The organism is Bacillus sp. B25(2016b) (genome assembly GCF_001679765.1).
Taxonomy (GTDB): Bacteria; Bacillota; Bacilli; order Bacillales; family Bacillaceae_G; genus Bacillus_A; species Bacillus_A thuringiensis_K.
This window is the reverse complement of record NZ_CP016285.1, coordinates 3,226,734-3,247,550: the sequence shown is the minus strand read 5'-3', so window position 1 is coordinate 3,247,550 and position 20,817 is coordinate 3,226,734. Positions and strand designations below refer to the sequence as shown.

Below are 20,817 nucleotides of genomic sequence, written 5' to 3'. Positions count from 1 at the left end.
ATTGTATTCGAGTATGTTTATAATCAGGAGGTTTATATGAGCAATCAAACTACTACTACACATCATGTGAAAATGACAACAGCGGATCCATCTGGAATTGGTCTATTTGGATTAGCGATGGTAACACTTGTAGCATCATCTCAAAAGTTAGGCTTAACAGATGGCGTTTCACTTGTATTACCGTGGGCAATCTTTTTAGGAGGATTTGCACAAATCTTTGCTTGCATTCACGATGCAAAGCATAACAATACATTCGGTACGACAGCATTTGGTGCGTACGGCCTATTTTGGTTAGGTGTTGGAATGACTTGGTTAATTCAACTTGGAGTATTTGGCGAAAAATTAGCACAAGCTGCAGATTCAAAACAGCTTGGTGTAGCCTTTATCGGATATTTGATTTTCACAATCTTTATGACGATTGGTGCAATGGAAACACATAAAGTATTATTTATGATCTTTGTCCTTATTGATTTCTTATTTATTGGTCTTTCATTAAGTACTTTAGGTGTTATGCCGCACGCAATGCATAATTTAGCAGCATATTCTGAACTTCTTATTTCATTATTATCTTTCTATGGTTCAGCAGCAGCAGTGTTAAATACACACTTTGGAAAAGTTGTTTTACCAGTAGGAAAGCCTTTTGGTATTTTTAAAAAGTAATAAAAAAGCACAGATGATTGTATAGTCATCTGTGCTTTTTTATTTATCCCGCTATTTGCCGGACAGTAAGACCCCCCACCTCAAAATTCAGTGGAAGCAAAGAAGTTAGGTGAGGGCCCTGCTGCCCGTAAAAGTCCGATTGGTTCAACTAATAATGAGTGGGGGATGAACAAAACTCCTATTCATTAAAGTTTCACTTTATTTGAAATAAGTAATGTAAATAAAAGTAGAAAAAAATCAATTGAAATTGATTCTCATTATTAATATAATGAGAATGAGAATCATTTATTGTAAGAGGGGGATGCCGAAGTGGCGAAAATTTTAATAGCTTATGCAAGTATGTCAGGAAATACAGAGAGTATTGCTGATTTAATAAAAGTTAGTTTAGATGCTTTTGATCATGAAGTAGTATTGCAAGAGATGGAAGGCATGGATGCTGAAGAATTATTAGCTTATGATGGAATCATTTTAGGATCTTATACGTGGGGAGATGGTGAACTACCATTTGAAGCGGAAGATTTCCATGATGACTTAGAAAATATAGATTTATCAGGGAAAAAAGTAGCGGTATTCGGATCAGGAGATACGGCGTATGAACTGTTTTGTGAAGCGGTAACGATATTTGAAGAGAAACTTGTAGAACGTGGTGCAGAGCTTGTACAAGAAGGATTGAAAATTGAATTAGCTCCAGAAGATGAAGAGGATGTTGAAAAATGCAGTAATTTTGCAATTGCATTTGCTGAGAAGTTCTAAGAATGGGAGTGTCAACGTGGAGACAATGTTAAGTGCAACTGCTATTACAAAGTTAAGAGATGGAAAACTGTTGTTAGCTACTACATATAATGGCTTATTTATTGAACAAGACGGAGAATGGAAACGAATTTTAAATGGTTTTCAAAAACGAATTAGGGATTTACATAGCGAAGATAATGTAGTTTATGGTGTAGGTGACGAAGGGATTTTTATTCGTAGTATGAATGGTGGAGAGAACTGGACAATTCAGCGTTTTCCAACAAAAGCAACGAGTTGGAATGTATGTAGCAATGTACAAGGAACTGTCATTGCTCATGGAGAAAAAACGCTGTATCTTTCTAATAATTTCGGTTCGACATGGGAGACTATTCATCCGTTTCTTGAGTATGGCAGTGCGGCACCGTCTATTCGATCGTTATTTTTATATAAGCATTACTTATTTATTGGTACGAAAATACATGCTAAATATGGTGGTGTTTGGCTCTTTGATTTGAAGACACGTAAATTAAAGAGGATTAAAATTGCGATGAATCAAATGATCTCCGCGTTGACTTTACACAATTCTTATTTAGTAGCGGCAAGTGGATCGTGCAAGGGAGTTAGCGGGAATATTTCTTATTGTAAAATAGATGAAAGTATTGCGAGTGAAAAAATATATTGGCATACATGTCAAAGTGAGCAGAAAGCAAGTAGTTATTTAGACTTAAGTGTAGATCAACATGTTTTATATACAACTTCAACACAAAATAAGGCGGGTATTAGTAGTGTGTGCCGTGTGCTTCTTGACGAAGGTATTGTTACAGTATGTGATTCAGTTAAAGGGCACGGATGGCGCATTGTTAATCAAAAAGATGGTTATGTAGTAGCCGGATCAGGCGAATTAAAAGCAATGCAGTGGGAACGAAAAATAATTTAAGAAAAAACTTTACTTTTATTATATTGATATGATATAGTATATTTAAACCATTTTACTTTTAATAATATAGAGATTTAAATGAGCTGTAACTTCCGAGGAGGATAGCAATGTTAAATCTCCTCAGGGGTTGCAGTTTTTTAATATCTGGCTTATTATTGTAAGGTGGTTGAAAATGAATATGTACATATAGGTACATTGTAGGAGGATTTTTTTCATGCAAAACGGTAAAGTAAAATGGTTTAACTCAGAAAAAGGTTTCGGTTTCATCGAAGTTGAAGGCGGAGAAGACGTATTCGTTCATTTCTCAGCTATCCAAGGCGAAGGCTTCAAAACTTTAGAAGAAGGTCAAGAAGTTACTTTCGAAGTAGAACAAGGTAACCGTGGACCTCAAGCTACTAACGTAAACAAGAAGTAATTTTTGAAAAAAGAAGGGCTCGCCCTTCTTTTTTTTGCATTTTTATAGATGTCCTCCTACTTACATATCTTAACAAGACTGAATTTTCATTTATTTTTTTGGTATTTTTGTATAAAGTACATGAATAAATAAATACTGAAAATAAAGTGTTTGTGTGAAAAGGAATTTAGAAAGAGGTAAATAAATTGAAAAACGCTACACATTACATTGTGTTTGATATTGAGAGGAATTTCAGACCGTATAAATCAGAAGATCCGTCAGAAATAGTTGATATCGGAGCTGTAAAAATAGAAATAGGTACAATGAAGATAATCGAAGAATTTTCGGAGTTAGTAAAACCAAGTGCACGATTAACTCGTCATACAACAAAATTAACCGGTATTACGAAGAAAGATTTAATGGGTGTAGAAAAATTCCCTCAAATTATAGAGAAATTTATTCAGTTCATCGGCGAAGATTCTATATTTGTTTCATGGGGAAAAGAAGATTATCGTTTTCTATCTCATGATTGTACATTACATGGTGTTGAATGCCCAAGTATAGAAAAAGAAAGTAGAATTGATTTGCAAAAATTTGTTTTCCAAGCATATGAGGAATTGTTTGAACATACGCCAAGTTTACAATTTGCGGTAGAACAGCTCGCTTTAACGTGGGAAGGGAAACAGCACCGTGCTTTAGCAGATGCCGAAAATACAGCAAATATACTTCTTAAAGTGTATAGTGAGAGAGATATTAATAAGCGATACAAAAGACATGGTGAACTTGAACTTGTAAAAAACGGAAAACTAACAGAAAAAGCGAAAAAAAAGATGCGAAAATGGGTGTTTAAAGAACTAAAGAAAGATACAGAACGCCTTTTTGAATGGAGTACATTTGAAAGTAGTGACACGTGGGAAAGTATAACGGAAAGATATTATATAAGTGAAAATACAGTAGAACTGCTGAAAAAACATTTTCGTACGGCGGTTAGAAAAGCGGAAAGGCAGATTAGATACTTGGCTGAAATGGAGGAGAATACAGAGGTTAAATGAATTTCTTCTCCATCTCTAACTACATACATGTAATAACAGCGTATTGATATTAAATAGGCATCAACTTGTTGTTGTGATTGCGCATTATAATTGCTTAGGGAGTGTTAAGACGTAATAAGAGTTTTAAACCGTATTAATAAAATAAAAATATATATAAAGAAAAGAGTGTAGTTTAATGGAAACAATCTTTAACATTTTAACTGTTTTAGTTTTTGGGATAATATTTACCACACAATTAGCATTAACTACACTTTCTTTCATAGTAAAGAAGAATTGGAAAAAACTTAATATCTCTTTAAGTTGTGGTGTATTAAAGTTTAAAATAGAAGAGTAAGATTGAGTTTTGTACAAGGGAGGTGTGGTAGTGGTAGACTTGGATATTAAAGATGTCACAGTAAAGATGGAATTAAACGGTGTCTTTTGGAATGAGGATGGGATTGCTGAAATGAAGGTGACTACAAAAGAAGAGCATTCTTTTATTCTTCGTCTAGTAGTTGATTTAGAAAGTAAAACTATTAGGGCGACGAGTGCGGAAATAGTGAATGGATTCTGCCCTCTGTGCAAACAGAAAAAGGACGAATGTAGTGAACTTAATGACTTGCAAAACAAAATGGAAATTTTAGAAGAAGCCTACGATTGGGTAAGAGAACATCCGGAATATCGTTTTCAATTATCTTTTTACGAGTACAATAAATTTGAGGTAGTGAAGTGAAGTTTTAATTTTGAGAACATACATAGTGACTAAAAGGAACAACATAAAAAACTTATAGAAGGGTTTAATCAACTAGAAATATTGAAGCAGATATCTTTAATGGAAATACGCTTGTATAACAAGGAAAGAATCTACTTGATTCTGCAACAAATTTCATCTTAGATTAAAAAATTTTAAACATAAACATATTTTGCTATAAAGCAGAGCAACCGATTCTTAGTAGAATCGGTTTTTAATATAAATGTCAACTAAGTCTAAAATAAAAGAGCGCTTGTTAAAAGCGCTCAGTAAAAATAGTTATATGGAAGTATTTATTCAATACCGCTCGGATCAAACGAATACTGCTGCTTATTCTCAATCCGCTCAATCACATCTTGCAGCTCATCTGGCTTCAGAAACTCAATAGGAGAGAAGCCTTTTTCAAACGTAAGTGTGTCTGCTTCAATCATAAGTACATATCGGTCATTTACCTTCGCAATATGTATTTGATCCCCGAAATCAGCAAGCAGGGCCTTTACAGAGATATGGTCTGCTTTTAGCTTTAATTCCACTTCAGGAGCGTGCTCGACGATTTGAGCGGTTGCTTCCATTACCTCTTCGGTTGAAAATTGTTCCATAATTTCGCGTTTCGGACTGGCAGCCCATACTTCCATCGCTTGGTCGAATTGTTCGCGTTCTTCCGTACCTTCTTCAAATACATCTTCAATTTGGTCGTATACCATGTCCATTACCTGTGTTTTCATAATTTCAGGCATAGAGCGTTCATATTCGACGAATTTTAAGAAGTCTTCGAAGTAGCGGGCATGTGATGCTTGGTGTATTTTTAGTTCGCCTACTTCAACCATACCTTCTTCAGGCATGTACGGATATTGGATAGATTTCATATTCTTTGTTGTGATGGCCATTTCAACGTTACGAATCAGTGTTGATTCATCAGAAATAGAAGCCACCTTTGGTTCGAAGTCACATTTCATTACGAATACGAATGGATCATCAAAGTATTTGCGTAGTTTTGCCTGTGCAATTAAAAATACACCTCCGCGTACAGCGCTTGTGTCAAGATATGTATAAACGAGAGGTTCGCTCATATCTTTAAAGCTTTCCTTTGTTTCTGCAAAGCGAATACGATTAAAAAGGTTGTAATGAGGGTTTGAATCCAGTTCGTGTCCTTCTTCTACAATAAAGCGACCAATCTTTGTTGGGGCTTGTTCTGTTTTTGCATGACGTTCTACTTTTCGCTTTGATATTTTTAATAACTCACCATTCAAAAATTCTTTTAATGAGCTATCTTCATATTCTTCAGCGTCTAAAGTTTGAAAATGTTTGTAGCGTTTATCAACTGCTTCACCTTTTCCTTCTACTTGTACAACATAAAAGGAAAGATAATTTATTTCAAAATCCATATTTATCACCTTGTTTCATTTCATTAACTCTTATCAGTATAGAGATGGAAAAAACTTTCGTCAATTTATATAAGGAAGGGGGAGCCCCTTCCTTATATAATTTTTATTTTCTCGATTAAAATCCGTCTTCTAATGCTGCGAATGGAATGTTTAGTCTGTTTTCTACTGTGCGTAAACGTTGGTTTAAGCGGTTTAGTCTACGTGTATGGCGCTCAACTGTATTTTCTAGTTGACGTACTCTTTGTTCAAGCTCATTTACGCGTCTTTCTAATTGACGATTTCCAGTGCCAGGAAAAGAGATTGGAAGTTGGAATTGTCTATTTTGGTCATATGAATTCGTTTGCTCTGCTTGATCTATATAAGATTGGTATTGTGCTTGTAAGTCATACTGTGGTTGTTGGTACGCATATTGATTATATGGATCATATGGATTGTAGGGATACATAATAACATCCTCCATTTCTTTAAAATAGGTTGAATTCACCATAATGTATGTGCAAAAGCGGAGCGGTGGCACGGCAAATACCTATTTATATTGAGGGATTTCTCTTTATCGTGCTATTTGCTGGGCAGTAAGACCCCACTGATTAAAGTTTCACTTTATAAAAAATAGCTTGAGGGTTTTTAATTTGTATTTCTTTTGGTCAATGGTATATACTGGATAAAAGGGGAGTTTACATAAAAGTTACAATTCTATCAAGCTCAAACTTTTATGTAAATATATATAGACATTTGTAAAAGAAAAGAGTAATTTATATAGAGTGAAAAATAACTTGTAACATTTTATAAACATATTGTAAAATGATTGTAACAAAACATACATAAAAATGAAATAAATACATAATAGTGATGTTGGGGAAAGGGAGAGAGTATATTGTTCCGTAAAGTAAAGGGTATATTAGTTGGGGTGTTATGTGTAGCTATAATGAGTGGCTGTGGTGCAAAAGTAAGTGATGTTGCATTGGTAAGTGATATTGGTGGGCACACTGTAGAGGCTAAAGCAGAAGTGCAGAATACTATTAGTTTAGTTGATGGTCGAACTGGTACTGAAGTGAAAAAATTAGATTTATCTAGTTTAGGCTATTTTGAAGATGAAGCGAAATTTAAAAAGTCTGTAACAAAGGTTGTTGGTGAGGTTGGAAAAAGCGTCGACAAAAAAATGGTTCCTTCACGTATAGCACCTGATGGAAGTTGGCAAGAAGGAAAACCTTCTTATGAATTAATGGAAAAAGAATTAGTAGATAAATTGTTAAATGTTGGTATGTGGGATGCTACGTATCAGTTGCCGATCGTGGAGAAAAAACCAGTCGCAACATTAAGTGATGCACAAGGAAATGGTACGGTAATTGGTAGATATGAAACGAACTTAGGTGGTTCAACAGGTGGCCGTATTGAGAATATTCGTTTGTCAGCAGCGAGCATAAATGGAGTTGTGCTAGCAAAAGGAGACCGTTTCTCTTTTAATTCATTAATCGGTGATACAACACCAGATAAAGGATATCAATTAGGGAAAGAAATAGTTGACGGTAAATTAGTAGATGGATATGGCGGTGGTGTTTGTCAAACATCTTCAACTTTATACAATGCAGCAGATCAAGCTGGCCTGAAAATGGTGGAGAGAACTACACATTCTAAAACGGTAGGTTATGTTCCACAAGGAAGAGATGCTACAATTGCATATCCATATTTAGATTTAGTATTTGAAAATACGAATGATGCACCTGTGAAGCTTTATATGGGCATTCAGGGTGGAAAGCTAGTTGCTGAAGTACATAAAATGAGATAAGAGTTAAAAAGCCACCTTTTCTAAAAGTTAAAATGAAGTGCACCCCAATTGTTAGACACAGTCTAACAATTGGAGGTGCATTTTTTATATGAAAATAAAAATGTATGTAAATTCTGACTTTTATTATTTACATAGGATGATTTTACTTGTATCCTTCATAGTAACGGTTATATGTAATGGGAAAATATAGGGATAAGGAGATGAAGTTATTCATGGTACAAATTCATCCGAAAACACGTATTGGTCATGTTGAATTTAAAGTGAAAGATTTAGAGCGTCAAATTGCTTTTTATGAAAATGTTGTAGGCTTAGAAGTAATTAAGCAAGAGGAAAATAAAGCATATTTATCTGGAAAAGGTGGAAAGAACGCGTTACTTGTTCTTGAAAAGTTAGAGGAAGGGGTACTGCAAGAACCGCGTACGACTGGTATATATCATGTAGCCTTTTTAGTTCCGACTCGTGAAGCTTTTGCTTCTGCGCTATTTGGGGTTCTTCGTAATAAGAATGTAATTGACAGCCCGGCTGAGCAAGAAGGGCGTTATACATATTCAAATGAAATTTTACCAATTTCAAGGTTTAATAGTGCAAGTGATCATACATATAGCGAAGCTTTTTATTTGCAAGATTTAGAGGGGAATGGTATTGAAATTTATGCAGACCGTCCGCGCGATCGATGGGGAGAAGGGCCAGGAGGAAGTACACCACTTGATTTAAAAGAATTGGCAACACTTGTTGATTATGAGTTTGCTGGTTTGCCTGCTAATACTGTCGTTGGGCACGTACATTTACGAATAGCTAATGTAGAGAAATCACATGAATTTTATGTGGAAACAGTAGGTTTTGAAGTACAACAGCGTGAAGAGGATTGCTTATTTATTTCAGCAGGGGGATATCATCACCATATTGGTGCAAATACGTGGAACGGAGTAAACAATCCACATCCACCAGTACATGCAACTGGACTAAAGGTATATGCGATTGTACTACCGCATAAAGAAGCATTAGATGAAGTGAAAGAAAGATTAATAGAAAAACAACATGAAATAAATGAAACTACAAATGGGTTTGCGGTGGTAGATCCAAGTGGTATTACAGTGCAGTTTGAAATAGAAGCAGTGTAAAAGAAGCGAGAAAGTGTATAATCACTTTCTCGCTTTTTTGTGATCATTCATAGCTCAATCCAATATCTTCTTACTACATTCCCATCTTCCTCAGTGAAATCATCATCACGAATCCCGCCGTTATGTAAAATTGTTTTTTCAGAAGCGGTATTCACTGCGTCGCAAACGACAAGTACTTTCGTGATGTCTAATTCCTTCGTTTTTTCTAATGATAATGCTAGTAACTTCGTAGCATAACCTTTTCTTCTTTCAGAAGGGCGAATGCCATAACCAATATGACCGCCAGCGTTAAATAAATGTTCGGTTAAACTATGACGTATATTAACAACTCCCACAATTTTATTTTCATCTGTAACAAGCCAATATGTAGAGTCTGGTACCCAAGTTTCAGGGATATTTATTCCGTTATGCGCATCGAGAAGTTCTTGAACCATAGCTGGGAAGTTGGCAGGATTTTTTGAGATAACCCACGGGATCATTTTTTCATCGCTATCTTTCCATTCGTTATAGAAATCTAAGTATTCTTCTTGTAAATCAGTAGTAGGTGTAAGTAACGAGACGTTCATTGTTAGTAAGCTCCTTTATTTATGTAGTTTTTATAAAAAATTATGACACAAAACGAAAGCGTTTTCCAGAATTTCTCAACCTAATTTCATGTAATCCACCTTTGGTTTTTTAGAAAATTAGTGAAGGTTTAAAATTAGGAGTTATTTATTTTATGTTAATATTTAAAATATTAACATAAAACGGTCGGAGTATTAAGTTTGTTTTAGTGATATTCTTTCATGTTGATAAATGGATATTTGTGATAATTTTTGTTTTATCTATCTATAATGAATGAAAGGGGGAAGTGCCCGTGAGTGTAGATTTTGATTTTATTATACGAATCGGTGTTGCTGGCTTGTTAGGAGCAATGATTGGTATTGAAAGAGAAATTCGATCGAAAGAAGCTGGATTAAAGACTCATTTCCTCGTAGCGGTAGGAAGTGCGTTAATAATGGTTGTTTCGAAATATGCCTTTTCAGATATTGTGTATGAAGAGCATACGTCTCTAGACCCAAGTCGGATTGCAGCGCAAGTCGTTAGTGGAGTTGGTTTTTTAGGTGCAGGCACAATTATTATTCAAAAGCAGGCGGTGAAAGGATTAACGACCGCGGCTGGTTTATGGGCTACTGCCGGCATAGGATTAGCAATTGGAGCAGGAATGTATGTAGTAGGCATTGGAGCGACGATTCTCGTTTTAATTGGTTTAGAAATTGTAAGTCGTATTTTTAAGGTGCAATTTTTATTTCCACAAAATATTACAGTGCAAATGTTTGTAAACAAACATGAAGCGGTACAACAAGTATTGGAAACACTACAAGTGAAAGGCATCCCAATACTCTCATATGAGGTGGAAGCTTCACAGCAAGGTACAGAAACTGTTTATAAGATAGGGATGCAACTGAAAAATATATCGTCAGAAGAACAGAATGAGTTTATTCAGCATATGCAAACATTACCGGAAGTTACGTTTATAAAGTTAAAATCATAGTGTTGAAAATGAGGATAGATGTAGCAGGAATTTTGCTATTATCTATCTTTTTTTTGATATAAAATGTACGGAAAGTCAAGCGTTAATTTTACATGGAATGAATACATGTGTGAACGTTACCTTATTTTTTCTCAATACAGGACATAAAGTGAAAATAGTAAAATAATGGAGCGGGACACTAAAAATGTAAGGTAGGGGAGAGCATGAAAGGCTATTCAAAGAAAATGTTAGTAGGGGTAAGTTTTGCTAGTTTAATGTTAGGGAGTTTTCAAGGGGGAAGTTTGGCAGAAGATACTAAGGGAGAGCAAGTTTCTTATCGAAATGTGCTCAAAATGGAGCCAGTCGGTGTACAACTACCAGTACAAGAATTAGCTCATTCATCGAAAGTGCTCGAAAGCAAGTCTTTTGAGAAAAGGCTACAATTTGCCGATTTATCACAAAGACCACCTGAGGTGAAAAAAGAAAGTAAGCAATTAGCTGTAGCGAAAACTTATACAATTGCTGAATTAAATCAATTAAGCAATCAGCAGTTAGTAGATTTACTTGTAACAATTGATTGGGAGCAAATTACGGGGCTATTTCAGTTTAATACAGACAGTCTAGCATTCTATCAAAATGATAGTAGGATGCAGGCGATTATTGATAAATTGAAGCAGCAAGGACAAGCCTATACGAAGGATGATTCAAAAGGGATTGAGACATTAGTGGAGGTATTACGTTCAGGATTTTATTTAGGATTTTATAATTCGGAACTTAGTAAATTAAATGAACGGGGTTATCATGATAAATGCTTACCCGCATTAAAAGCGATAGCTAACAACTCAAATTTCAAGCTGGGTACATTAGAGCAAAATAGAGTGGTATCATCATACGGAAAGTTAATAGGAAACGCTTCGAGTGATGTGGAAACGATAACATCAGCTGCAAAGATTTTTAAACAATATAATGATAATTTTTCTACATTAGTAGATAATCTTTCAGCTGGAAATGCTATTTACGATATTATGCAAGGTGTTGATTACGACATTCAATCGTATTTGTACGATACGAGGAAAGCACCGAAAGATACAGTATGGTATCAGAAAATAGATAGTTATATTAATGAACTAAGTCGTTTTGCATTAATGGGAACGATTACAGCAAAAAACGGTTGGCTTATTAATAATGGCATTTATTATACAGGTAGACTCGGTACGTTCCATAGTACAGGAACGAAAGGGTTACAAGTTGTAACAGATGCGATGAAAATTTACCCGTATTTAGGGGAGCAATATTTCGTAGCTGCTGAGCAAATTGCAACAAATTATGGTGGAAAAGATGCAAATGGTAAAGTGGTGAATTTAGATCAAATAAGAGAAGATGGAAAGAAAAAATATTTGCCAAAAACGTATACGTTTGATGATGGGGCAATTGTTTTAAAAGCTGGAGATAAAGTGACAGAAGAAAAAGTAAAACGTTTATATTGGGCGGCAAAAGAAGTAAAGGCACAATTCCATCGTACGGTTGAAAGTGATCAACCTTTAGAAAAAGGAAATCCTGATGATGTATTAACGATGGTTATTTATAATAGCCCAGCAGAATATCAATTTAATCGTCAATTGTACGGTTATGAAACGAATAACGGTGGTCTTTATATAGAAGGAACAGGTACGTTCTTTACTTATGAGCGTACGCTAGAAGAAAGTATTTATAGTTTAGAAGAATTATTCAGACACGAGTTCACGCATTATTTACAAGGTAGATATGAAGTACCAGGGTTATGGGGACAAGGGAAAATATATGAAAATGAAAGGTTATCTTGGTTTGAAGAAGGGAATGCTGAATTTTTTGCAGGGGCAACGAGAACGGATAATGTTGTACCGAGAAAGAGTATTATAGGAGGATTATCTTCAAATCCAGCAGAGCGTTATACGGCAGAGCGAACGTTAAATGCAAAGTATGGAACGTGGGATTTCTATAATTATTCCTTTGCTTTACAATCGTATATGTACAATAAGAGATATGATATGTTCGATAAAATACATGATCTTATTAGGAAAAATGATGTAACAGCATATGATGCATATCGCTCTACATTAAGTAAAGATGCGAATTTAAATAAAGAATATCAAGATTATATGCAAATGCTAGTTGATAATCGTGAGAAATATAATGTGCCATTAGTATCAGACGATTATTTAGCGAATCATGCATCGAAGCGAGTTTCAGATATTGCGGCAGAAATAACAGCGGAAGCAAAATTGAAAAATGTATCAGTGAAGAAAAATAAATCACAGTTCTTTAATACATTCACACTACAAGGAACATATACAGGAACTACAGCAAAAGGAGAATATGAAGATTGGAAAACAATTACACAAAACGTTAATGATACGTTAAAACGTTTAAGTGCAAAGGAATGGACAGGCTATAAAACAGTAACAGCATACTTCGTAAATTATCGCGTGAATGCATCAGGACAATTTGAATATGATGTTGTGTTCCACGGTATTAATACAGAAGAAGGTGCAGAGAATAAAGCACCAGTTGCAGTTATAAACGGTCCGTATAGTGGAAATGTAAATGAAGCAATTTCATTTAAAAGCGACGGATCAAAAGATGAAGATGGGAAAATTACTTCATATAAATGGGAGTTTGGTGATGGAGCAGTAAGTAATGAGCAAAATCCAATTCACGTATATACAAAAGAAGGAACGTATACGACGAAATTAACGGTAACAGACGATAAAGGAGCAACTAATACTGCTACAGCGACTGTAACTGTTCAAAAGAAAGAAGATAACAGTGTAGAAAAAGAACCGAATAACTCATTCCAAACAGCAAACAAACTGCAGTTAAATCAAATTTTACGTGCTAGTTTAGGAAATGGCGATACAAGTGACTTCTTTGAAATTAATGTGGAGACTGCTAAAAATCTTCAAATTAACGTAACGAATGAAAATAATATTGGAATGAACTGGGTACTTTATTCTGAAGCAGATTTAAATAATTATGTTACGTATGCTCAGCAACAAGGGAATAAACTAGTAGGTAGTTACTACACGTATCCTGGAAAATATTATTTACATGTGTATCAGTATGGCGGGGGGACAGGGAATTATACGGTGGAAGTGAAGTAGTAAAAGGGTAGTTGCCTTTTTCAATGAATGGAAAAAGGTCTGTACTTTAATGAAAAAACAACTGCAGGAAATGTCCCTAATGATAATAACAAATTAAGTGTCGCGAGATATTATATTTACATTAAACAAGTCTAATCAGTAAATGAGATAAAATCGATGAACTAATATTTCATCACGATGTAAGAAAAGTTATAAATATTAAGTGTTTTTAATTGAATTAAACTAAAGGATCAGAGTATATCTGTAACAATAGATAAGCTCTGATCCTTATTAGTTTTAATTAACACACATAAATTTAAGATAATTAATAAATAAGCTAGCTAGCTAACGGGATTCTTAAAATGCGCTTATGTAATTAACTAAACAGAAAATTGTTATCACGTTAGCAAGGGATACTAATAGAAAAGCGTGTCCCTTTCCCTAATTCACTCTCTATTTCTATATCTCCGTTTAATTCTCTAATAATACTATAAGCAATCATAGTACCAAGCCCAGTTCCTTTTTCTGTTGTTGAATAGAATGGCAAAGCAATTCGTTTTATTTGTTGAGATGACATCCCAATTCCTGAATCAATAATATCAATTATGATATTTCCTTTTACTTTTTGTATATTTATTTGTAATAATCCACCATTTTTCATAGCTTCAATTCCGTTTTGGATGATGTTGTTTAGACAGAGTTTGAATTTTTCGGGGTCCCCATTTATATAAAAGGAATCTGTACTATTTTGTTTGATTTCAACTTTGTATGATAGAGCGAGTGGTGAAATAGTATCTTTCACCTGATTTAAAATGTGATTAATATCTATTTTTTCTTTTAGGGTGTTCTGTGGTTTGGTTAAAGATAAATAGTTATTAATAGTAGATTGTATTTGCTGCATTTCAATTAACATGATTTCTAAGTATTGATCCTGAGAAGGCTTAGAGGCATGTTTTTCATTTAATAATTGAGTGAATCCATGTACCGTGGTTAGTGGATTGTGGATTTCGTGTGCAATTGAAGCTGCTAGTTCGCTAGCTATATAAAATTTTTCAGCCCGTTGCAGTTTTTCTTTCATTTTATATTTCTCAATCATTTCCTCTATAAAATAAACTGATAATAATAATGTGAAAATATTAATGACTATATAATTTAATAAAAATTCTATGAGAGTAGAGTCTATTTTACCTCCTGTATTTATTTGAGTTACAATACCGCAAATAGAAAGTGAAGCTGTACATACTAAAATAAGAAGTAAGCTAAGTGATATCTTTTTTTCTTTAAAATACATAGGTAATAAGTAACGAAAGAGCATTGTTATACCCAAAATAATAGTGAAGATAATAAATGATGGAAGAACGCCATTTCCGCCTAAGTAAAACCGATAAGAAAGATATAAAATTCCTATAAAAACAATGTTTTTTGTATTTCCATATAGAAAAACCAATATTATAGGAATAAAACGTAAATCATAAATAAATCCGACATGTAAATGAAAAGGAAAAGTCATACAAAAAATAATAGCAATGGAGGAAAGGATAGAAAATAACATATTATTACATGTTATTTTTTCTTTAAACTCTAGCCAAAATACGTGATAGCTAAGGATACAAATTATTATAATAAAGGTATTTAATAAAAGAGTAGAAATTCCCATAGTTTTGCATCTCCGATAGTTTGTAAGTAGAATTATGTATGAGTTGGACATAGATGTTTAGTATTAGTAGACTTTTTATCTAAAAAAGGAAGGGTACTTGAAAAGTGCTGTTATATTACTCGTATTAAAATTGATAAGGAAAATAGAAAAAAATAATAGATAAAAAATCTATTTAAATTTATGTACATATGAAATCATAAACTAACTTTTGTATAGGTGAAATTTGGATTGAGTTACTGATAAAATAAGTCTTTTTAAGTATGAATATTCTGTGAAAATGATATGCGTGGTGACTCCTGTTTTGTAGCCTTCGTTATATTAACATGGAATATATCAAATTACAAAGTGAAATTTTAGAAAAATTTTATTAGTACATTTTATCTGAAATAGAAATGCTATTTATTTGATTATTTTGGTACTTACTCGTATAAAACTTTGTTAGAAAAAGACTTTAAAATTTACATGTTTTTTATGAAGTGTAATATTGTAGCTTTATCTATGTGGCTTTCTCAATAACTATTAAGGTGAAAGGTTAAAATATATAGGTTTATAGATATGAATTATTACATAAAAACGCACTTAAAAAAGGATGTATGATGGTAATAGAATACAAACATCAAGGGGGAACTTAAAATGAAGTTAAATAAACTAGTGCTTAGTTGTGGAGTAGTTTCAGCATTAACACTTGGTGTGTTAGGGAATAATACTTATGCTGAAGAAGTACACAAAACGAATGATCCAATTCATTTAGTTGAACATGTTTCTGCAGACTTATTATTAACTCAAACAATGGATTATAGCGGCGAGGCTGTAACTTCTTTCGTATATGATGGGAGTACTGACTTAAGCTTCTCTATGAAAAATAATGGTCAAAATACAATGGGATATAGTGTAAAAGGTCCAAATACAGAGCTAATTGTTGGTGGTTATATAAAACCTGGAGAACAACAAATTAATGTTACAAATGTACGGAATGCTTTATCTCCATTACCGAATGGAACATATAAAATTTACGTTTCAAATGATGATGGTTCTAAGGGGCAATTCCAAGTTTCAGTAAGATCTATGAATTAAATTTAAAACGCTTTGTTTTTAAGTTAATTTAATCTTTGCTTATTGGAAAGAAGCTAAAATGAATTGAGAATTACCGATAAAAATGAAAACGAGCACCTTATCTAATTGTGAGAGGGTGTTCGTTTTTTGCTATTAAACAGAAAATAATTATAAATATATTTTGATATCCCCATTGCTAACCTACTAGATTGTGTCAACGAGAGAATGTCTACTATAAAAGATATTAAAATAAAGATGATGTAACATTTAGCTACATTATATGGGGAAATAGAAAAACCACTCTTATATGAGTGGTTTTTAGTAATTATTTTTAGATTATACATTTAAAATTAGGCTAAGTTATAGAAATAATAAACATTTTATCCGTTGTTATTATTTTGGTTCTGGATAATGATTGTAGTATGAGATTCTAATAAATTCTTGGTAGACATTTGTTAATTTGGCATCTCTAAGAGCATCGTTGAATTTTTGCATACGTACACTCCCTTGAGCGTAGCCTCCACCTGGAGTATAAGGGTTTTTAGCTTCAAAGTCATCCAAAAATACTTTTAATTTTTTATAGTCTTGAGATTGATAGAAAGCCACGGCCTCTTCAGGAGTGACATCAAAGTAAGAGGATGACGTTAAGTTATAAGAAGCTGCTTGAGCAGTAGGTGCCTCTAGCATAGTTGCAGCTCCACCGAACATAGTAAGCGCCATAGAAGATACAATAATTTTTTTAAACATAATAAAACCTCCATGTAGAATATTGGATTAATAGTAATCCTGTAATCATTATAGTTACATTGAAAATGATTATCAAATGCAATATTGCATAATATATCCCGCTATTTTTGGGCAGTAAGACTCCCGCCCAAAAATTCAATGAAAGCAAAGAAGTTAGAGGGGAATCGGGCGGATTAAAGTTTCACTTTATTCTTTGAACAAGAAGTCACCTTTATATTTAAATGGAGGAGTGTAATAGATTAAAAGAGGTGTATAAATTACTCAGATTAATAAGAAAGTGAAAAGGCTATTTTTAATAGGGGGAAAGCTTAATAATTGGAGTAAAGGAATTGCTATTTATATATTTAACATACATATTTGTCTTTTAAATTGTAGGCATGTTTTAGAATTTGTATATAGTAAATTCGTTAAAAAACTTGATAAATAATAAAATGTGTAAATTTTTTGACTATTTTATTAAAATTATTTAATATTTGTAATTTATTGTTTTATAATGATAATTGGGTCGATCGTGAATGTTTTAGATATTGCGATATATACTCGAATTAATTTATTCTAGGGAGGTTACAAAATTGGGTAAGAGAGTCATTATAAGAGTTTTTACATTATTATCAGTACTGGTATTATTCCTTAATGTATTTTTACCTAGGGCTATTGCAGAGGTTATGACGCATGAGAAATATTCAATGGACTGGAGTTATAGTAACAGTCTAGCTAAGTACATTCGCACTGAAATGATTAAAAATTCAAGTGGTCAAATTGCTTATTGCTTAACTCTTGGATTAAAATCACCAAATGGTGAAGATCTTCCTGAAATGGGGAAAACAGATAATGTAGTATATAGAGTCTTATTAAATGGTTTCCCGCAAAAAAGTGCTGAACAGCTGGGAGTAGCTAATAAAAATGAAGCGCATTATGCAACGCAACTTGCGGTTTGGAATGCATTAGGTCAACTCGATGTAAATGAATTAAAACATGAGAATAAAAATGTTGAAAAAGCAGCTAAGGCTATTATTAGTAATGCTAATAATAGTGAAGAGACTCAAGATGTTTTTATGAATGTGATTCCTGCTGAAAAGCAAAAAGCAGAATTAAAGGGTGAATTCTTCGAAACAAATCTATATTCAGTACAAACAAATGTTAAGAGTGGTTCTTATAAGGTAGTAGTGAAAAATGCACCTAATGGAGTTAGAATTGTTAGTGAAAATGGAGAAGTGAAAGATCAGCTTTCAGTTGGAGAAAAATTTCGTATCCAAATTCCTAAGAATACAAAAAAGGGTGAATTTAATTTAAGTGTTGCTGGTAATTTAACTAAAGTTCAAGCAATTGCTTACCGTGGTACGGATACTGTTCAGAATGCTACAGTACTATTAGAAAGAAATGAAGAAAAGCTTAGTAGTGATCTTGCAGTAAATTGGGAAGCAGCTGGTTCTTTAAAAATTAAAAAGGTTGGAGAAAATGGAGAAGTTTTAGCTGGTGCAGTATTTGAGGTCTTTAATACAAATAATGAATCAGTCGGAAAAATCACGACTGGTGCTGATGGTATGGCAGAATTAAACAACTTACCAATTGGTACTTACACATTAAAAGAAATTAAAGCACCAACAGGCTATGTTTCAGATGATAAACCACAAACTATTGAAGTTAAGACAGGAGAAACAGGAGCTGTCCAAATAGTAAATAACAAAGTAAAAGGTAACATCGAAATTAAAAAGCTTAGTGATTCAGGAAAGATTTTACCAAATGTTGAATTCACAGTCTTCACTGAAGATGGAAAAGAAGTGAAAAAAGTAGTAACAAAAGAAAATGGAATTGCAAACGTTGAAGGTCTTACGTATGGTAAATATTATTTCTTAGAGACAAAAACACCTAATGGATATGTTGGAAATAAAACAAAGTATCCTTTTGAAATTAAAGAGCACAATAAAACCCTTACTTTTACAGTGGAAAATACCGAAGTGAAAGGTAGTGTAAAATTACTAAAAGTAGATAATGAAGATATTAGTAAAAAATTAGAAGGTGCAGTATTTGAATTGAAAGATGAAAGTGGAAAAGTAGTTGGGAAATATAAGACAGATAAAAATGGCGAGATTAACGTCAAAGATTTAGCGTATGGTAAATATTCATTTGTAGAAAAGGCTTCTCCAAACGGTTACGTTCTTGTTAAAGAACAAATCGTGTTCGAAATAAAAGAACATGGGAAGATTATTGAGTTATTGGCAGTTAATCATCTTATCAAAGGTGATCTAGAAATTACAAAGGTAGATGTGGCTGATGGAAATAACAAGCTTCCAAATGCAGAATTTACGATTTATAACGAAGTAGGAAAAGAAGTAGTAAAAGGAAAAACAGACGATAAAGGAATCGCTAAATTTGAAAAATTACCATTTGGAAAATACACATATAACGAAACTATTGCACCAAAAGGCTATGTATTAAATGAAGAAACGTTCTCTTTTGAAATTAAAGAGAATGGTCAAATCATTAAACACATTGTCAAAGATGAAAAGATTCCTTCAATAAAAACAACAGCTACTGATAAAACAGATGGTACAAAAGAAATGCACACGTCTAAGTCTGTAACAATCCAAGATAAAGTGGAATACAAAGATCTACAAGTAGGTAAAGAGTACACTTTAAAAGGTAAATTAATGAATAAAGAGACTAATAAACCATTAGTTGTAAATGGTAAAGAAGTAACAGCTGAAACGAAGTTTACACCAAAAGAAGCAAATGGTTCTATTACATTAGACTTTACATTTGATGCAACTGGTTTAGAAGAAAAAGAAGTAGTAGTATTCGAAGAGTTACTGAAAGACGGAAAAGTTGTTACGACACATGCTGATATCAATGATAAAGGTCAAACAGTTAAGTTCGTTAAGCCATCAATAAAAACGACAGCTACAAACAAAGCTGATGGTGGAAAAGAGATTCATTCAAAGGATTCTATCACTATTCAAGACAAAGTAGAGTATACTAACTTAGTTGTAGGTAAAGAGTACACTGTAAAAGGTAAACTAATGAACAAAGCTATTAACAAACCATTATTAATTGATGGTAAAGAAGTAACAGCTGAGACTAAGTTTACTGCAAAAGAAAAGAACGGTTTTGTAACATTAGACTTTACTTTCGCTGGTGCTGAACAGCAAGGAAGAGAAGTAGTCGTGTTTGAAGACTTATTACATGAAGGTCAAGTAATTGCAACTCACGCTGACATTAACGATGTAGGTCAAACAGTTCGATTTGTAGAACCGTCCATTAAAACGACAGCTACAAACAAAGCTGATGGTTCTAAAGAGTTAGACGTTTCTAAATCTGTAACAATCCAAGATAAAGTGGAATACAAAGACTTAATCGTGGGTAAAGAGTACGTTGTGAAAGGCAAACTAATGGATAAAGCAACAAAAAAACCATTATTAGTTGATGGTAAAGAAGTAACAGTAGAATCTAAGTTTACTGCTAAAGAGAAGAATGGTTCTATCACATTAGACTTCATATTAAATGCTTCTGAACTACAAGGTAAAGAAGTAGTAGTATTTGAAGAACTGTATCAAGATAATATATTAGTAGCTATTCACGCTGAAATTGAAGATAAGGGGCAAACAGTGAAATTTAAAGAGGTAAAGCCGGAACAACCTAAACCAGAACAACCGAATTCAGATAAAAATATGCCAACACCAGAGCAACCTAACGAGCAAGTAAAAGAACAACCACAACTTAAGAAAGAAATTCAATCTAAAATTGGATGGTTACCACAAACAGGTACTAATCTTACAAGTTGGATCTCTATGGTTGCAGGAGCATTACTATTAATTGTTGGTGGAGTGATTTTCTTAAAACGTAAAAATGCATAGAAATTAAAAAATAAGCACATCTGTTTTTATAACAAGATGTGCTTATTTTTATCATTTTAGCCAAGAAGACTCCTATA

17 protein-coding genes are annotated in these 20,817 nt (G+C 33.3%); 12 read left to right on the top strand and 5 right to left on the bottom strand.

What is annotated here, in order from left to right:
- Nucleotides 1–36 precede the first annotated feature (36 nt).
- The 6 genes from BAQ53_RS16515 (at nucleotide 37) to BAQ53_RS16490 (ending at nucleotide 4,487) form a co-directional block, all read left to right on the top strand.
- The gene (locus BAQ53_RS16515; RefSeq protein ID WP_208905964.1) at nucleotides 37–660 is read left to right on the top strand and encodes an acetate uptake transporter; all 624 of its coding nucleotides are present in this window, start codon (nucleotides 37–39) and stop codon (nucleotides 658–660) included.
- 309 nt (nucleotides 661–969) lie between these two features.
- Nucleotides 970–1,413 carry a flavodoxin gene (locus tag BAQ53_RS16510; RefSeq protein ID WP_001062755.1) on the top strand — a complete coding sequence of 148 codons (444 nt, stop codon included), beginning with the start codon at nucleotides 970–972 and terminating at the stop codon, nucleotides 1,411–1,413.
- 16 nt (nucleotides 1,414–1,429) lie between these two features.
- Nucleotides 1,430–2,329: a WD40/YVTN/BNR-like repeat-containing protein gene (locus BAQ53_RS16505; protein ID WP_000449489.1), complete on the top strand. Its 900-nt coding sequence runs from the start codon at nucleotides 1,430–1,432 to the stop codon at nucleotides 2,327–2,329.
- 214 nt (nucleotides 2,330–2,543) lie between these two features.
- Nucleotides 2,544–2,744, top strand: a complete 201-nt coding sequence (gene cspB / locus BAQ53_RS16500; protein WP_001179150.1) for a cold shock-like protein CspB — start codon at nucleotides 2,544–2,546, stop codon at nucleotides 2,742–2,744.
- 185 nt (nucleotides 2,745–2,929) lie between these two features.
- Complete coding sequence (locus BAQ53_RS16495; RefSeq protein ID WP_000786428.1) at nucleotides 2,930–3,775, top strand: exonuclease; 846 nt, start codon at nucleotides 2,930–2,932, stop codon at nucleotides 3,773–3,775.
- Between the two features lie 364 nt (nucleotides 3,776–4,139).
- Nucleotides 4,140–4,487 carry a hypothetical protein gene (locus BAQ53_RS16490; protein WP_000227979.1) on the top strand — a complete coding sequence of 116 codons (348 nt, stop codon included), beginning with the start codon at nucleotides 4,140–4,142 and terminating at the stop codon, nucleotides 4,485–4,487.
- 311 nt (nucleotides 4,488–4,798) lie between these two features.
- On the opposite strand, the gene BAQ53_RS16485 is transcribed toward BAQ53_RS16490, so the two are convergent.
- A complete protein-coding gene (locus tag BAQ53_RS16485; RefSeq protein WP_000345055.1) occupies nucleotides 4,799–5,890 on the bottom strand; it encodes a DUF3900 domain-containing protein in 1,092 nt (363 codons plus the stop codon).
- Between the two features lie 115 nt (nucleotides 5,891–6,005).
- The gene (locus tag BAQ53_RS16480; RefSeq protein WP_000283712.1) at nucleotides 6,006–6,335 is read right to left on the bottom strand and encodes a hypothetical protein; all 330 of its coding nucleotides are present in this window, start codon (nucleotides 6,333–6,335) and stop codon (nucleotides 6,006–6,008) included.
- Nucleotides 6,336–6,764: 429 nt separating this feature from the next.
- Between BAQ53_RS16480 and BAQ53_RS16475 the strand changes: the two genes are divergently transcribed.
- Both BAQ53_RS16475 and BAQ53_RS16470 read left to right on the top strand, forming a co-directional pair.
- Entirely contained in the window at nucleotides 6,765–7,676 is a 912-nt protein-coding gene (locus tag BAQ53_RS16475) for a VanW family protein (RefSeq protein WP_000488974.1), read from the top strand.
- 212 nt (nucleotides 7,677–7,888) lie between these two features.
- Complete coding sequence (locus BAQ53_RS16470; RefSeq protein WP_061884464.1) at nucleotides 7,889–8,797, top strand: VOC family protein; 909 nt, start codon at nucleotides 7,889–7,891, stop codon at nucleotides 8,795–8,797.
- Between the two features lie 47 nt (nucleotides 8,798–8,844).
- Here BAQ53_RS16470 and BAQ53_RS16465 read toward each other — a convergent pair whose 3' ends face one another.
- Nucleotides 8,845–9,363, bottom strand: coding sequence for a GNAT family N-acetyltransferase (locus tag BAQ53_RS16465; protein WP_061884463.1), 519 nt, complete (start codon nucleotides 9,361–9,363; stop codon nucleotides 8,845–8,847).
- Nucleotides 9,364–9,653: 290 nt separating this feature from the next.
- Between BAQ53_RS16465 and BAQ53_RS16460 the strand changes: the two genes are divergently transcribed.
- Nucleotides 9,654–10,331, top strand: coding sequence for an MgtC/SapB family protein (locus BAQ53_RS16460; protein WP_000109731.1), 678 nt, complete (start codon nucleotides 9,654–9,656; stop codon nucleotides 10,329–10,331).
- A gap of 203 nt (nucleotides 10,332–10,534) precedes the next feature.
- Complete coding sequence (colA, locus tag BAQ53_RS16455; RefSeq protein ID WP_208905962.1) at nucleotides 10,535–13,450, top strand: collagenase ColA; 2,916 nt, start codon at nucleotides 10,535–10,537, stop codon at nucleotides 13,448–13,450.
- Between the two features lie 382 nt (nucleotides 13,451–13,832).
- Here the strand turns inward: colA and BAQ53_RS16450 are convergent, their stop codons facing one another.
- Complete coding sequence (locus BAQ53_RS16450) at nucleotides 13,833–15,086, bottom strand: ATP-binding protein (protein WP_000513015.1); 1,254 nt, start codon at nucleotides 15,084–15,086, stop codon at nucleotides 13,833–13,835.
- Nucleotides 15,087–15,719: 633 nt separating this feature from the next.
- Between BAQ53_RS16450 and BAQ53_RS16445 the strand changes: the two genes are divergently transcribed.
- Nucleotides 15,720–16,160: a hypothetical protein gene (locus BAQ53_RS16445; protein WP_000773515.1), complete on the top strand. Its 441-nt coding sequence runs from the start codon at nucleotides 15,720–15,722 to the stop codon at nucleotides 16,158–16,160.
- Nucleotides 16,161–16,532: 372 nt separating this feature from the next.
- On the opposite strand, the gene BAQ53_RS16440 is transcribed toward BAQ53_RS16445, so the two are convergent.
- Nucleotides 16,533–16,886 carry a hypothetical protein gene (locus BAQ53_RS16440; protein ID WP_000473480.1) on the bottom strand — a complete coding sequence of 118 codons (354 nt, stop codon included), beginning with the start codon at nucleotides 16,884–16,886 and terminating at the stop codon, nucleotides 16,533–16,535.
- A gap of 572 nt (nucleotides 16,887–17,458) precedes the next feature.
- Here BAQ53_RS16440 and BAQ53_RS16435 point away from each other — a divergent pair.
- Nucleotides 17,459–20,740 (top strand): VaFE repeat-containing surface-anchored protein, encoded by a 3,282-nt coding sequence (locus BAQ53_RS16435; protein ID WP_208905960.1) that lies wholly within the window; start codon nucleotides 17,459–17,461, stop codon nucleotides 20,738–20,740.
- Nucleotides 20,741–20,817: the final 77 nt, after the last annotated feature.

Coding starts and splice junctions, on each gene's coding strand:
- cspB (WP_001179150.1), top strand. CDS start 2,544: ATGCAAAACGGTAAAGTAAAATGGTTTAACTCAGAAAAAGGTTTCGGT.
- BAQ53_RS16465 (WP_061884463.1), bottom strand. CDS start 9,363: ATGAACGTCTCGTTACTTACACCTACTACTGATTTACAAGAAGAATAC.
- colA (WP_208905962.1), top strand. CDS start 10,535: ATGAAAGGCTATTCAAAGAAAATGTTAGTAGGGGTAAGTTTTGCTAGT.
- BAQ53_RS16485 (WP_000345055.1), bottom strand. CDS start 5,890: ATGGATTTTGAAATAAATTATCTTTCCTTTTATGTTGTACAAGTAGAA.
- BAQ53_RS16445 (WP_000773515.1), top strand. CDS start 15,720: ATGAAGTTAAATAAACTAGTGCTTAGTTGTGGAGTAGTTTCAGCATTA.
- BAQ53_RS16450 (WP_000513015.1), bottom strand. CDS start 15,086: ATGGGAATTTCTACTCTTTTATTAAATACCTTTATTATAATAATTTGT.
- BAQ53_RS16440 (WP_000473480.1), bottom strand. CDS start 16,886: ATGTTTAAAAAAATTATTGTATCTTCTATGGCGCTTACTATGTTCGGT.
- BAQ53_RS16480 (WP_000283712.1), bottom strand. CDS start 6,335: ATGTATCCCTACAATCCATATGATCCATATAATCAATATGCGTACCAA.
- BAQ53_RS16515 (WP_208905964.1), top strand. CDS start 37: ATGAGCAATCAAACTACTACTACACATCATGTGAAAATGACAACAGCG.
- BAQ53_RS16470 (WP_061884464.1), top strand. CDS start 7,889: ATGGTACAAATTCATCCGAAAACACGTATTGGTCATGTTGAATTTAAA.